This window comes from Ellagibacter sp. (genome assembly GCF_048412355.1).
In the GTDB taxonomy this organism is placed as follows: Bacteria; Actinomycetota; Coriobacteriia; order Coriobacteriales; family Eggerthellaceae; genus Ellagibacter.
Window position 1 is genome coordinate 19,788 of the sequence record NZ_DBFSAP010000014.1, and the last position, 13,289, is coordinate 33,076.

General features: G+C 60.4%; 12 protein-coding genes. 8 read left to right on the forward strand and 4 right to left on the reverse strand.

The annotated features are described in order from the left end of the window. Positions 1-203 precede the first annotated feature (203 nt). From ACMRQN_RS01570 to ACMRQN_RS01585, 4 genes are all read right to left on the reverse strand, one after another. A complete protein-coding gene (locus ACMRQN_RS01570) occupies positions 204-695 on the reverse strand; it encodes an L-2-amino-thiazoline-4-carboxylic acid hydrolase (protein WP_418733532.1) in 492 nt (163 codons plus the stop codon). Positions 696-932: 237 nt separating this feature from the next. Then, on the reverse strand, positions 933-1,928 hold the full coding sequence (locus ACMRQN_RS01575) for an aldo/keto reductase (protein ID WP_277015317.1): 996 nt from the start codon (positions 1,926-1,928) through the stop codon (positions 933-935). A 33-nt stretch (positions 1,929-1,961) separates the two neighbouring features. Beyond that, positions 1,962-2,327 (reverse strand): hypothetical protein, encoded by a 366-nt coding sequence (locus ACMRQN_RS01580; protein WP_276996985.1) that lies wholly within the window; start codon positions 2,325-2,327, stop codon positions 1,962-1,964. A 99-nt stretch (positions 2,328-2,426) separates the two neighbouring features. Continuing rightward, positions 2,427-2,798, reverse strand: coding sequence for a hypothetical protein (locus ACMRQN_RS01585; protein ID WP_297149089.1), 372 nt, complete (start codon positions 2,796-2,798; stop codon positions 2,427-2,429). Between the two features lie 307 nt (positions 2,799-3,105). Between ACMRQN_RS01585 and ACMRQN_RS01590 the strand changes: the two genes are divergently transcribed. The 8 genes from ACMRQN_RS01590 (at position 3,106) to ACMRQN_RS01625 (ending at position 13,278) form a co-directional block, all read left to right on the forward strand. Further along, on the forward strand, positions 3,106-4,776 hold the full coding sequence (locus ACMRQN_RS01590) for an ABC transporter substrate-binding protein (RefSeq protein WP_418733533.1): 1,671 nt from the start codon (positions 3,106-3,108) through the stop codon (positions 4,774-4,776). 81 nt (positions 4,777-4,857) lie between these two features. Further along, on the forward strand, positions 4,858-5,829 hold the full coding sequence (locus tag ACMRQN_RS01595; RefSeq protein ID WP_330034120.1) for an ABC transporter permease: 972 nt from the start codon (positions 4,858-4,860) through the stop codon (positions 5,827-5,829). Then, positions 5,822-6,766 (forward strand): ABC transporter permease, encoded by a 945-nt coding sequence (locus ACMRQN_RS01600; protein WP_276996975.1) that lies wholly within the window; start codon positions 5,822-5,824, stop codon positions 6,764-6,766. The genes ACMRQN_RS01595 and ACMRQN_RS01600 overlap by 8 nt, the downstream gene beginning before the upstream one ends. 9 nt (positions 6,767-6,775) lie before the next feature. After that, positions 6,776-7,834 carry an ABC transporter ATP-binding protein gene (locus ACMRQN_RS01605; RefSeq protein ID WP_418733534.1) on the forward strand — a complete coding sequence of 353 codons (1,059 nt, stop codon included), beginning with the start codon at positions 6,776-6,778 and terminating at the stop codon, positions 7,832-7,834. Then, positions 7,834-8,877 carry an ABC transporter ATP-binding protein gene (locus ACMRQN_RS01610; protein ID WP_418733535.1) on the forward strand — a complete coding sequence of 348 codons (1,044 nt, stop codon included), beginning with the start codon at positions 7,834-7,836 and terminating at the stop codon, positions 8,875-8,877. The genes ACMRQN_RS01605 and ACMRQN_RS01610 overlap by 1 nt, the downstream gene beginning before the upstream one ends. A 68-nt stretch (positions 8,878-8,945) precedes the next feature. Further along, positions 8,946-10,184, forward strand: a complete 1,239-nt coding sequence (gene pepT / locus ACMRQN_RS01615) for a peptidase T (protein ID WP_418733536.1) — start codon at positions 8,946-8,948, stop codon at positions 10,182-10,184. Positions 10,185-10,249: 65 nt separating this feature from the next. Next, positions 10,250-11,473: a M20/M25/M40 family metallo-hydrolase gene (locus ACMRQN_RS01620; RefSeq protein ID WP_418733537.1), complete on the forward strand. Its 1,224-nt coding sequence runs from the start codon at positions 10,250-10,252 to the stop codon at positions 11,471-11,473. Then, positions 11,470-13,278, forward strand: coding sequence for a M3 family oligoendopeptidase (locus ACMRQN_RS01625; RefSeq protein ID WP_418733538.1), 1,809 nt, complete (start codon positions 11,470-11,472; stop codon positions 13,276-13,278). Before ACMRQN_RS01620 ends, ACMRQN_RS01625 begins: the two co-directional genes overlap by 4 nt. The last annotated feature ends 11 nt before the right edge of the window (positions 13,279-13,289 follow it).

The following is a 13,289-nucleotide window of genomic DNA, read 5'->3' on the forward strand; positions in this document are numbered from 1 at the left end:
CCGTTTTTCAGACGGGGGCATCCTCTCGTCGAAGATGCCCCCGTCGTTGCGGCGCCTCAACTAAGGGCGGCGCCGCTCTATCATTACTCTTGTTTCCCGTAAGCAGGATGCGCGTTCGCGGGTTGTGCTCGCAAGCGCTCGCAGCCTGCGAGCATCCGCCCAGCACAAGCCCACATGCAGCCTGCGCGCGCTACCCTGCAGCTTTACTTCCGGGTGATGCGGATCTGGCAGACGTCGTCGCCGTTGGCGATGGTCTTCGGGAGGTCGAACTTCAGACAGCCGAGCCCCTCGATGATGCCGCGGTCGCCGTCCATCGCGATGTCGCACAGTGCGGAAATCTCGTCCTGCGGAAGGCCGAGCTTCTTCCACGCCTCAACGAGCGGGCAGTAATGGAAGTCGATCGACAGCGTGTCGTCGTCCTTCTCGATGGTCTCCATCTCGAAGACGCTCTTCGCGGGCTCCGACTGGAACACCTCGTCGAAGGCGTCCATCGAGGTGAAGGGCACGAACCTCACGTCGGCGTGATAGAGACCGCACTTGCGGATCGCCTGGTGGAGCGGGCCGTTCTCCCCGTCCTCGACAGCCTTTTCGGCAAGGTAGTGAAGCCATAGCGCGCGATGCTCGTAGGCGCCTCGCATCTGCTCGAGCGAGAAGATCGCGTCGGTGCCTGCTGCCGTCTCGTTTTCGGTTGCCATGTGATATCTCCCGTCTTAATCATTGTTCCGCGGCGCGTGGAAACGCCGAAGCTGCGCCGTCCCTCTCCCCCTGGCACTCTCCTATCGTATCGCCCGCCGACTTCCAGCAGCGAGCGATACGATCCACGACCAGGGCCGCCATAAAAGGAACCCCCTCAAGCCAAGGCCGGTTTCGGCGACCGAGCGACTTGAAGGGGCCCTCGAAGAGCAATGCGTTTCGTGAAACGCAGCCGAGCCCTATTCGAACTCGGCGTCAAGCGCGGCGAGGCGCTTGCGGATGTCAGCCACCGTCTCGCTCGAAAGCTCGACATCGGCCGCCGGCGCGTCTGCCTCGATCTGTTCGGGCTTGTGAGCGCCGCAGATGACGTTCACGAAGTCGCCCTGCGCACGCAGGAACGCGACAGCGAGCTGCACGCGCGTGCACTGGTATTCCTCGCAGATGTCGGCGAGGCCGTCAACGAACTTGACGGCGCTCGGAAGGCGGTCGGGCTTCCACCACAGCTCGCCGTCGCGGGCGTCGCCCTTCGGCACGACGCGGTCAGCGGGAACGGTGCCCGCGAGAATACCGCGCTCGAGCGGCGAGTATGCGTGGTAGGACATGCCCTTCTCGCGGCAAAGCGGCAGCACGCCCTCTTCGACGTTACGGGTGAGCATGCTGTACTTGCGCTGGATGATGTCCAGCTCGCAGCCATGGTCGAGCCAATCCTGGATGACGTCCGGCTGGGCGTTGGAGAGGCCAAGCGCGAGAACCTTGCCTTCCTTCTTCAGGTCCATGAGCGCGCGAACGGTGTCCTCGACCGGGTACACGCTCGTGTCCTTCGCGGGGTTGTGCGCGTAGTAGATGTCGATATGGTCGGTGCCCAGGCGCTTCAGGCTGTTCTCGCAGTCCTTCTTGATGCCCTCGTAGCTGTGATCGACATATACCTTGTGGCCGTCGACGTCGTTCCAATAACGGCCCACGCCGGTGTCCCAGTCGAAGGTCGCCTTCGTGGAGATGACGAACTCGTCACGGTTGCCGCTGATGGCCTTGCCGACGATTTCCTCGCTGTGGCCAAGACCGTAGATGGGCGCGGTGTCGATCGTATTGATGCCCAGCTCGAGCGCGCGGTGGATGGTCTTGATGGACAGTTCGTCCTCGGTGTTCTTCCACCAGCTTCCGCCGCCAATCGACCAAGCTCCCAGCGTGATGATGGAAGCCTTGACGTCGGAGTGTCCGATGTTCATGTACTTCATAGAGACCTGCCTACAAACGAAGGGTCGATACAACTATTTCTCTGCAGCTGCTTTCGCGTCGGCGCGCAGCACGCCATCAACGCCGCAAGCCTCGTCGTCATGGTACTTGAAGATGACGATGTTCTTCAGCTCGCCGCGGTAGCCGACGGCCTTGTTGGCGGCTTCGTCGAGCACCTTGATGAGCTTGCGACGGCGCTCGATCTCCATGTAGGGCGGCACGAACACGAAGAAGGTGATCTGGTCCTTCGCGCACTCGGAGCAGTTCTCCTTGGGGACCGGCGTGTAGTAGATGGAATAGCACTTGAACACCTCGGCGACGGCACCCTCGATGGTGTCGAGGAACTGCTTCTTCTCTTCGCCTTCGAGGTTGATGGAGGTTGCGACGAAAATGGTAGACATGAAAATTCCTTTCAGGATCATCTTTGCGATGTGGTTGTCGATTCAAAACCGCGCCGCGCGTATGGACGGCGCGAAAACCCGGCTGCCCGGCTTTTCGAGCTAGCCTTGAGCCTTGCGAGCCTTGATGTCGGCGAACAGCTCGCCGTCTTTTCCAACCCCGTCGTCATCGTGGTACTGGAAAAGGACGATGTTCTTCAGCTCGCCTTGGTATCCGGTCTCGCGGACCATCGTGTTGTGCAGAAGCTCGATGGTCTCGCGTTTCTTCTCGAGCGTGGCGTAAGGCGGCACGCATACGAAGAACGTCGTCTGGTTGATCGAATCTCCTCGGCAGCTGTCTTGGGGAATCTGAACCAGGTTGAACGAAAGCGCGTGCTTGTAAATCGTGCCCAGATCGTTGATGAGGGCATCCGCAAGCGAATCCCTCTGCTCTTCCGTCAGGTCGAGCGACGTGGCGGCAAAAATAGTTGCCATGCGTACAGCTTCCTTTCTCCTAGGTTTCTAGAACTTGTATGGTTATATCATGATAAAGTAGTCGAACGGTTACGAAATCGAAAAGATTTAGCCGAAAACCTATCAGTTTTTGTGGATATGGCGGAGTCGGATAAAATCTGTATCGGTTGAAACAGTGTCGAAATACTTCGATGTGTAAAGTGACCGTCATGCGCGAAAGGGAACGCGAGCGCTGCCGAGCCTGGAAGGGTGAAGCCCGCAAGCCAACAGGCGCGCACGACTACCTTGGCGTAAGGGCGCCTTGGGGCATGTCAAAAATGGGAAAGGCATGTTGGGAAGGAAAGGAACGAAGGTCATGGAGAAGGAAAAGAGCACTCTGAGCAGGCGACAGTTCGTCGGCGTCACTGCAACCGCTGCTGCAACCACGGCTTTGTTCGGGTTGGCCGGATGCTCGGGCAACGGCGGCGGCTCTCAGGCTTCGTCTGGAGCGAGCCAAAGCGGCTCCGGGGAAGTCGTGAAGGGCGGCGTCCTCAAAGTCGCGCTCAACCGTACGGTTTCGGCGAAGTCGCTCGACCCGCTTTACGTCGACTCCACCACCGCCGATCAGATCTGCCAGAACTACGGCGACACGCTCGTGCAGGAGAACATCGATCAGAGCGAATATCTGCCCTGCATCGCCACCAAGTGGGAAATCTCCGAAGACGGCAAAACGTACACGTTCACCATTCGCGACGATGTGTACTTCCAGCCTGGCAAGTTCCAGGACGGTCGCCTTCTCACCTCCGAGGACGTCGCTTACTCGGTGAACCGCGCGAAGGACTACTGGTGCAACTACCTGTTCTTCCTCGATTACGCCGAGGCAACCGACGACAAGACGGTCGTGTGCCACCTGAAGGACGCCAACGCGACCTTCCTGCATGAGCTCACCTCCTCTTCTGTCCTCATGGTCCCGAAAGAGGAAGTCGAAGGCTGGGGCGAGGAATTCGGCATGCATCCCGTCTCGACCGGCCCGTTCAAGGTCGACGAGCACACCCCCGACCAGACGACGAAGCTCTCGAAGTTCGACAAGTACTGGGGCGTCGAGCCGAACCTCGACAGCATCGAGTACCACATCATCACCGAGGACGCTCAGGCTGTGAACGCGCTGACCACGGGTGAAATCGACATCTCCCTCAACGTCACGGGCCAGCTCATCAAGCAGGTTTCCGCAAGCGACAAGCTCGTGCTCTCCCAGAACACCGAGCCGCGCCTTGCCTACATCGGCTTCAACCTGTCCGACCCCATCCTGTCCAACGACAAGGTGCGCGAGGCCCTCTCGACCGCAATCGACCGCAAGACCATCGTCGACGGCGTCTACGCCAACGGCGACGGTGAGCTGTCGGTTCTGCCCGTGCCGAAGGTCTCCTGGGGCTACAGTGAGGAGCAGGAATCGCTCGTTCCCGCATATGACGTCGAGAAGGCGAAGTCCCTGCTCGCCGAGGCCGGCTATCCTGACGGCTTCGACATCGTCCTCACCACGGGCACCCAGAACGCCTACGTTCAGGCCGCGACCCTCGTCCAGGAGCAGCTTAAGCAGATCGGCGTGAACGTCGAGATTCAGAGCGTCTCCTCCACCGAGGTCACCGACCGCTACCTCAACAACAAGGTGCAGATGTGGATCAACGGCCAGGGCGGCTCGGCCGACCCGGCGACGTTTGTCGGCTACTTCCTGAACTCCGAGAAGATTCACACTAACTACAACGCTTTCTGCTACAGCGATCCCGCGACCGACGCGATCATCAATGAGGCGCTGACGCTCACCGACCAGCAGGAGCGCAAGGACCTCTACGAGGAGCTCAACGAGATTGCGCTCAAGACCCCCATCGCCGCCTTCTACGCGACGACCAAGCTCTCTTGGGGCCTGCGCAAGGAAGTGCACGGCTACGTTCAGGAGAACAAGGCCGTCATGCGCGTCTGTGGACTTGAGGGCTCTGGCATCAACATCTGGAAAGAGAAGTAGGATATCAGCCTGCTAGACGAGATTTTGGGTGCGGCCCGGTTTGCCGGGTCGCACCTTTTTGAAGGGAGATGGTGACCGCTCATGGCGAAAATCATCCTGCGGCGTCTGCTTCAACTGATTCCAACGCTCTTCGTTGTCGTTGCCTTCACGTTTATCGCGACGCGCCTTATTCCTGGCGATCCTGTTGCCGCTATGGTTGGCGACCAATATGACGTAAGCAAAGTCGAAGAGATGCGTGCGTCACTTGGATTGGACGATCCAATCATCGTTCAATTTTGGAACTACCTTGTGAGCATATGCCAAGGTGATTTCGGGACTTCGTACTACTTTAATCAGCCCGCTATCGACATGATCGCGCAGCGTCTCCCGAACACTCTGCTCATCTCGGTCATCGCGCTTATCATCGCGGTGATCTTCGGCGTCGTTTTCGGTGTTGTCTCTGCGAGGAAGCAGAACAGCATCGTCGACTACGTCTTGACCGTGCTGTCCCTGTTCGGCGTTTCCGCGCCGGTGTTCTGGGTCGGCATCATGCTCGTGCTCCTTTTCTCGGTCACGCTTGGCTGGCTGCCGAGCTATGGCATGGGATCGATAGAGAAAGACGGCCTCATAGGCTTCATCAGCCACTTGGTGCTCCCCTGCTTCTGTTTGGCCATCATCCCGATGGGCACGTTCACGCGTATCACCCGATCGTCGATGATCGAGACGCTCGGAAGCGACTCCGTGCGCGCCATGCGTGCCCGCGGCGTGAGCGAGGCGTCCATTACGTGGAAGCATGCGCTCAAAAACGCGCTTCCTCCCATCATCACCGTTATCGCCATTCAGTTTGCCGGCTGCTTCGCGGGCGCTGTCCTTACCGAGAACGTCTTCGCTTGGCCTGGCATGGGCACCATGATCACGTCGGCGATCGACAACCGCGACTACTCGCTTATCCAGGCGACGGTGCTCGTCGTCGCCATCGCGTTCGTCGTCATCAACCTCATCACCGACTTGCTGTACATGGTCATCAACCCCAAGGTTGCTGCTGAGGCGAAGAAGGGGGCCAACAATGTTTAAAGAGAAATCGGCAGCTGCGGCGACTTCCGGTGCCGAGATGGAAGTCGTTGACGGCGCTATCACCGAGGCCGCCAAAGAGGCGATGATCCAGAAGGAGCGCAAGGCCAACAGCGCATGGCGCAAGTTCATCAGGAACAAGTCTGCGGTCATCGGTCTTATCATCGTTATCGTGATGCTCGCGATCGGCATCTTCGCCCCGTTCATCGCGCCGTTCGATCCGAACGCCACGTCGATCACCGAGACCTATCTCGAGCCCGGCGTGAACGGCCACATCTTTGGCACCGACGATTTGGGCCGCGACCTGTTCAGCCGCATCGTCTACGGTGCGCGCATGAGTATCGTCGTCGCCATCGGCTCGACGGTGCTCGGTGGCGTCATCGGCATCATCTTGGGCCTCGTCGCCGGCTTCATGGGCGGTATCGTCGACTCGATCATCATGCGCGTCATGGACGGCCTGTTCGCCTTCCCGTTCATCCTCCTGTCCCTGCTTCTGGTCACCATCTTGGGATCGGGTGTGTTCAACGTCATCCTCGCGATCGGCATCGGCAACGTGCCGCGGTTTGCACGCGTGGTTCGAAGCAAGGTCATCGTTGCGAAGAACGAGGAGTTCTGCAACGTCGAGCGCGTGCTCGGCGCATCGAACCTCCGTCTTATGGTGCTCCACATCCTTCCGAGCACGGTGTCCGAGGTCGTCGTCTACGCCACGCTCTGCGTCGGCGGCTCCATCATCGCCGAGGCCGGCCTGAGCTTCTTGGGCCTGGGCATCCTCATCCCGACGCCGTCCTGGGGAAACATCCTGCGAGGAGGCCAGACCTGCCTCGCAATCGCTCCGCATATCGCTACCATTTCGGGCTTGTTCATCTTCGTGGCTGTTATCGGGTTCAACCTGCTCGGTGACGGCATTCGCGACGTGCTCGATCCGAAGATGAAGAAGTAGGTGAGATTTATGGCAAACGAAGTTAACGGACAGGAAGCAAACGTCGGCTCTGCCGCCAATCCCGAGTCCGAGGTGCTTCTCGATGTGAAAAACCTCAAGACCTATTTCCATCTCGCGAGCGGCACGGCCCGCGCAGTCGATGGCGTCTCGTTCACCCTTTCACGAGGGGAAACGCTCGGCGTGGTCGGCGAGAGCGGTTCGGGCAAGTCGATGATGGCGAAAAGCCTCATCCGACTGTTCGAGGCCAACGCGCGCATCGAGGAAGGATCGATCGAGTTTGAGGGCCGCGACGTGCTCTCCTTCGGGAAGAAGGAGTTGCGCGACTACCGCGGACGCGATATCGGCATGATTTTCCAGGATCCCATGACCTCGCTCGACCCGGTGTTCAAAGTCGGGCAGCAGATGACCGAGAACCTGCGCATCCATCGCAACATGAGCAAGGCGGAAGCCCGTGAGGTCGCGATCGCCGCGCTGCGTTCGGTGAACATCCCGAACCCCGAGGCGCGCTTCAATTCCTACCCGTTCGAGCTTTCGGGCGGCATGTGCCAGCGCGTCATCATCGCCATGGCGCTGTGCTGCAACGCGAAGGTGATCTTGGCCGACGAGCCCACGACCGCTCTCGACGTTACCGTCCAGGCTCAGGTGCTCCACCTGCTTAAAGAACTGCAGCGCACGAACAACATCGGGCTTATGATCATCACGCACAACCTGGGCGTGGTGTGGGACGTGTGCGACCGAGCCATGGTCATGTACGCGGGCAAGGTGGTCGAGGCGGCCGACGTGAAGTCGCTCTACGCTAAACCCATGCACCCGTATACGTGGGGCCTGCTCGATTCCATGCCCTCGCTTTCTTCCGAGCGCAAAGCCGACCTTTCCACGATTCCCGGAACGCCGCCTGACCTGCGCCTTACGGGCAAGGCGTGCAACTTCGCCAACCGCTGCCCCTACGCGCAGGACATTTGCAGCAAGGAAGTTCCCGAACTCATCGAAGTCGAGCCGGGGCATCTCGTCGCCTGCCATAGGCAGACGCTCGATGCACATCTCGAGCGCGTGAAAGGAGGCAAGTAATGAGCATCAACGCCAATGAGGAGACGGCTGCAACCAAGCCTGTCCCAGAATCGGGCGATGCGGCAGCGCCTGCCGATCCGAATGTCATTTTGAAGATCAGCGACCTGTCGAAGGACTTCGAGATCCGCTCCGACAAGATCGGCGAGAAGTCCCAGTACCTGCATGCGCTCTCGCGCGTGAACCTCGAGGTGTACAAGGGCGAGACCCTCGGCATCATCGGCGAGTCAGGCTGCGGCAAGTCGACGCTTGGACGCTGCCTTGTCCGCCTCCATGAGCCAACGAATGGAACCGTCACGTTCGAAGGCGAGCCGCTTGACTTCAAGAAAGACCGCGCGCGCCGTCAGCGCCGCAGCGTGCAGATGATCTTCCAAGATCCCTACTCTTCGCTCAACCCGCGCAAGACCTGTGCGAAGATCATTGAAGAGCCGATGATCATCCACAAGACGGAGACCGACCCGAAAAAGCGCGAGACTCGCGTTCGCGAGCTGATGGAGCTTGTCGGTTTGGATACCCAGCACATGCATCGCTATCCGCACGAGTTCTCGGGCGGCCAGCGCCAGCGCATCAACATCGCCCGCGCGCTCTCGCTCGAACCGAAGCTGCTCGTGTGCGACGAGCCGGTTTCCGCGCTCGACGTGTCCATCCAGGCTCAGGTGCTCAACCTCTTCGGCAGGCTCCAGCGCGAGCTTGGCCTGACGTATGTCTTCATCTCGCACGACCTGAGCGTCATCAAGCACATCTCCGACCGCATCGCCATCATGTACCTCGGCCAGGTGGTCGAGCTCTGCGACGCGGAGGGCATCTACGAGGAGCCGCTACATCCCTACACGCAGGCGCTTCTCTCTGCGATTCCTCCTACGAGCCCGTTCGAGGAGAAGCACACCATCGCGCTCACGGGCGATATCCCGAGCCCCATCGGGGACATGAAGGGCTGCCCGCTCGCGTCGAGGTGCCCGCATTGCACGGAGCGTTGCAGGAAAGAGCATCCGGCTCTAGTCGAGGCGCGACCTGGGCACAAGGTGGCCTGCTTCCTGTACGAGTAATCGATCGACATGTCCGGCAGCCCTTCCTTTTGCAAGGTGAGGGCTGCCTTTTGAATGAGAGGAGACTTATGGAACCGGTTGAAGAGCGTTTTCTTCGCTATGTGAGGATCAATACCCAGTCCTGCGCTGGCCAAGAAGCCATCCCGAGCACTGCTTGCCAATGGGATCTTGCGAACCTGCTGGTCGAGGAGCTTCGTGCCCTTGGTGTGGAAGACGCGAGCGTCGATGAGCACTGCTATGTGATGGGCCACATCCCCGCCAACCTTCCCGAAGGCGCCACCGCTCCGGCTATCGGTTTCATCTCCCATATGGACACCGCCACCGAGACGAGCGGCGAGGGCGTGAACCCTCGCATCGTCGAGAACTACCAGGGCGGCCCCATCGTCATCAACGAGGAGCTCGGCATGGTGCTCGACGAGGAGCACTTCCCCACGCTTTCGAAGCATATTGGCGACGACCTTATCGTGACTGACGGCACCACGCTGCTCGGCGCCGACAACAAGGCGGGCGTGGCTGAGATCATGTCGCTCGTGGAGTATTTGCACGAGAATCCTGACACTCCCCACGGACCGCTTTCCATCGGCTTCACCCCTGATGAGGAGGTGGGTCGCGGTGCCGATCTCTTCGATGTGGAGAAGTTCGGTGCCGAACTTGCCTACACGGTCGACGGCGGCGAGCTCGGCGAGCTCGAGTACGAGAATTTCAACGCCGCGAGCGCCGTCGTGAAGATCACGGGCAAGGTGGTCCACCCCGGTTCCGCGAAGAACCGCATGCGCAACGCTGCGCTTCTGGCCTGCGAGTTCGCCGCGCTTCTTCCCGCGACCGAGATTCCCGCGACTACCGAGGGCCGCGAAGGATTCTTCCACCTGGGCTCGATCGAGGGCGATGTCGCGACGGCCACGCTCGATTACATCATCCGCGACCACGATCGCGAGCGCTTCGAGGAGCGCAAGCGCATCATGGAGCAGGCGGCGGCGCTCATGAACGCCCGCTACGGCTGCGAATGCGTCGAGCTTTTCATCACCGATCAGTACTACAACATGAAAGAGCAGATCCTGCCCCATATGGAGCTCGTCGAGCTTGCACGCGAGGCGATGGAGGACACGGGCATCGAGCCGCTCATCATCGCCGTTCGCGGCGGTACCGACGGCGCGCGCCTCTCCTACATGGGCCTTCCCTGCCCCAACTTGTGCGCAGGGTGCGAGTATGCCCATGGGCCCTTCGAGCATTGCTCTGTGCAGGCGCTCCAGAAGATTTCTGACATGCTGGTCGCCCTCGTCCAGAAGTTCGTGAAGCCTGCGGCATAGCGCCAACCCTCTTCGGTAGCGGAGACTCTTTTCGTTGAAGCGGCATTGCTGAAGGAGGCAATCGAATGATGGAATGTGACGAGCGGTCGGCGCGAGCGAGCGCTTATGCCCAGAAGCTTGCACGCATGATTCGCATGCGGACGGTTCAGGAGCCGGGTAATGCGCAGTCCTTCGAGGATTTCCACGCTCTTCTCGAAGAGCTGTTCCCCGCCGTTTTCGAACGGTGCGAGCTCAAGATGTTCGGAGACGATGGGGGAAGCCTGCTCTTCTGCTGGCGCTCTGCAAGCGCTGACGAGGTAAAACAGCCTGCCCTGCTCCTTATGAGCCACCAGGACGTCGTCGATGCCGAGGGCCCTTGGACCCATGAGCCCTTTGGCGGGGAAATCGCCGAGGGTCGTGTCTGGGGTCGTGGTGCGCTTGATATCAAGGGCAATCTCCTGTGCATCCTGCAGGCTCTTGAGGAGCTCATCGAGGCGGGCTTTTCCCCTGCCTTCGATATTTACGTCGCCTCGAGCGACTGCGAGGAAATCGGCGGCAATGACCTTGTGCCGAACTATTTGAAAGAGCAGCAGGTTGACATCGACCTGCTCGTCGACGAGGGTCCCTGCGTCGTCCGCGGCGAGGACGGCTCGCTCATCGCGCAGGTCGCCGTGGCCGAGAAAGGCCAGGCCATCTTCAAGTGCAGCGCTTTCGGGCCGGGCGGCCACGCCATGAACGTTGCTAAGAACTCGCCGCTTGTGCGTTTGGGCGCGTTCATGGCCGAAGTCGATGCCGCGAACCTGTTCGAGGGCGATGCGCGCCCCGACCTTCTCGATACGTCGGGAACCACCGTCGCGTTCACCATGGCGGGCGCATCGAGCGTGCCCAACGTCGTTCCGCGCGAGGCGTGGGCGGTGTGCGACGTGCGCTTGGCTCCTGGCCGGACGGCGGAATCGGCTCGCGTTGCCCTCGAGGCCATTGCCAAGCGTCACGATGTCGAGGTGACGGTGAGCAAGAGTACGCCGCCAAGCCCCGTCTCCGATACGAGCGGGCATGCATATGCCCAGGTGAAACGTGCTATTTCTTCGGTATATCCCGAAGCGGAGCCGCGCGCGGTCCTGCTCTCGGGCGGAACCGACACCAAACATTTCACCGAGGTCGCGCCGTGCTGCATCCGCTTCACGCCGATGCTCTTCTCGGCGGAGCAAACCGCGACCATTCATGGAATCGATGAGAACATCGATTGCGCTGCCCTGCCCTTCGGGGTCGATTTCTTCAAGACGCTTATCGAGGAGAGGATGAGCCGATGACTTCAACGAATTGCAACTCGAATGTGGACGCCGCGTGCCAGTGGAGCCTCGATGCGCTCTACAAAGGCTTCGATGACAAGGCGTATGTGAAAGACTGCGAGAAGTTTTCCCAGCTTATCGATGAGTATATCTCGGCGCTTGAACCGATTGAGCGCGGCGAGCGAACCTTTAACGTCGAGGCGCTCTGCGAATTCCTTAAGCGTGAGGAGGAGCTGTGGCTGATCGGCAAGGACCTTCATGAGTTCACCTATCTGCGCAGCGCCGTCGATGCAGGCGACAAGCAGGCCCTCTCGGCGATGGCCGCCCTGCGCAAGGGCTACGGGAAGATGGCGCGCCCGAGCCTCTTCGTTCGTCGCTGCACGGCGGGTCTTGAGCTCACTGAGGAAGATTTTGCCGCGTCTCCCCTCCTCGCTGACTATCGTTTTGTGATCGGGCAGATGAGGCTCGAGGGCGCTCACCAGGGAAGCTCCGATGCGGAGGACGTTTTCGCCCGCATGCAGGGGTGCGCGGGAGATGCGTGGATCGACCTGCGTTCGAGCCTGGTCGGTTTCGCGACCGCGCCACTCGATGGGAAGGAACTTACGCTCACCGAGCTGCGCAACCTTGCCCGTTCGACCGATGCGGAGACGCGTAGGAAAGCCTTTGATGCCGAAATCGAGTGCTCGAAAGCCATCTCGGTCGGTGTTGCCGCGTCACTTAACGGCATCAAAGAGCAGGTCATCCTACAGTCGGAGATGCGCGGGTTCTCTTCCCCGCTCGATATGGCGCTCTTCCAGTCGCGGATGAGAAACGAGACGCTCGATGTGCTGTGGGAGGTCGTGTCGGAGCATTTGCCGACGCTTCAAGCCTACCTCAAGCGCAAAGCGGAGATTCTCGGGCACGAAAACGGCCTTCCATGGTGGGATTTCTTCGCCCCGGTCGTGAGCGAGTCGTCCGATGCGCCCTCGTTTACCATCGAGTCGGCGCGCGCGTACCTGGTCAAGCACTTGGGAAGCTTCTCTTCCGAACTCGGCGAGCTTATCGGGCGAGCCTTCGACGAGCGCTGGATCGACTTCGACCCGCGTCCAGGAAAGAGCGGCGGCGCCTTCTGCCGGAACCTCTCCAACCAGCGTCAGAGCCGTGTGCTCACCAACTTCGACGGCACGCTGCGCGCGGTCGACACGATCGCACACGAGCTCGGGCACGCCTTCCATGGGCAGCAGATTGAAACGAAACGACCGCTGAACAGGTGCTATACCATGCCTGTCGCCGAGACGGCCTCGAACTTCGACGAGCTTATGCTCATGAGCGCCGCTATCGAGGAGGCGAAGACGACCGAGGAGCGCATCGCGCTTTTGGACGCGAGGCTCTCGGATGTCGCTCAGACGGTGTGCGATATCTTCTCGCGATTCCTCTTCGAGAAGTCCGTCTTCGAGCAGCGCGCCGAGAAGTACCTCGTCGCCGAGGACCTCTGCCACTTGATGGAGGATGCCCAGAAGAAGGCGTACGGGCCCGCCCTCGACCCCGACGCGCTTCACCCCTACATGTGGGTGAACAAGGTGCACTACTACATGACGACGCTCAGTTACTACAACTTCCCCTACACGTTCGGCCTGCTGCTTGCGCACGGGCTGTATGCGCGCTATCAGGAAGTGGGCCCGTCGTTCGTCGAGTGCTACAAGGCGTTCTTGAGCGCCACGACGACCGATACGGTCGAGGGGGCGACGGCTGTGGCCGGCGCCGACGTGACGACGCGCGAGTTCTGGGAGAGCAGCTTTGAGGTGATAGAGGCCCAGGTCGCCGAGTTCCTGGCGCTCACCGAGTAAAAGAGAAGCGC

What these genes read in the sequence shown, in the direction of transcription:
- ACMRQN_RS01570 (WP_418733532.1), bottom strand. Translation starts at nt 695, where the DNA reads ATGGCAACCGAAAACGAGACGGCAGCAGGCACCGACGCGATCTTCTCG.
- ACMRQN_RS01575 (WP_277015317.1), bottom strand. Translation starts at nt 1,928, where the DNA reads ATGAAGTACATGAACATCGGACACTCCGACGTCAAGGCTTCCATCATC.
- ACMRQN_RS01580 (WP_276996985.1), bottom strand. Translation starts at nt 2,327, where the DNA reads ATGTCTACCATTTTCGTCGCAACCTCCATCAACCTCGAAGGCGAAGAG.
- ACMRQN_RS01585 (WP_297149089.1), bottom strand. Translation starts at nt 2,798, where the DNA reads ATGGCAACTATTTTTGCCGCCACGTCGCTCGACCTGACGGAAGAGCAG.
- ACMRQN_RS01590 (WP_418733533.1), top strand. Translation starts at nt 3,106, where the DNA reads ATGTTGGGAAGGAAAGGAACGAAGGTCATGGAGAAGGAAAAGAGCACT.
- ACMRQN_RS01595 (WP_330034120.1), top strand. Translation starts at nt 4,858, where the DNA reads ATGGCGAAAATCATCCTGCGGCGTCTGCTTCAACTGATTCCAACGCTC.
- ACMRQN_RS01600 (WP_276996975.1), top strand. Translation starts at nt 5,822, where the DNA reads ATGTTTAAAGAGAAATCGGCAGCTGCGGCGACTTCCGGTGCCGAGATG.
- ACMRQN_RS01605 (WP_418733534.1), top strand. Translation starts at nt 6,776, where the DNA reads ATGGCAAACGAAGTTAACGGACAGGAAGCAAACGTCGGCTCTGCCGCC.
- ACMRQN_RS01610 (WP_418733535.1), top strand. Translation starts at nt 7,834, where the DNA reads ATGAGCATCAACGCCAATGAGGAGACGGCTGCAACCAAGCCTGTCCCA.
- pepT (WP_418733536.1), top strand. Translation starts at nt 8,946, where the DNA reads ATGGAACCGGTTGAAGAGCGTTTTCTTCGCTATGTGAGGATCAATACC.
- ACMRQN_RS01620 (WP_418733537.1), top strand. Translation starts at nt 10,250, where the DNA reads ATGATGGAATGTGACGAGCGGTCGGCGCGAGCGAGCGCTTATGCCCAG.
- ACMRQN_RS01625 (WP_418733538.1), top strand. Translation starts at nt 11,470, where the DNA reads ATGACTTCAACGAATTGCAACTCGAATGTGGACGCCGCGTGCCAGTGG.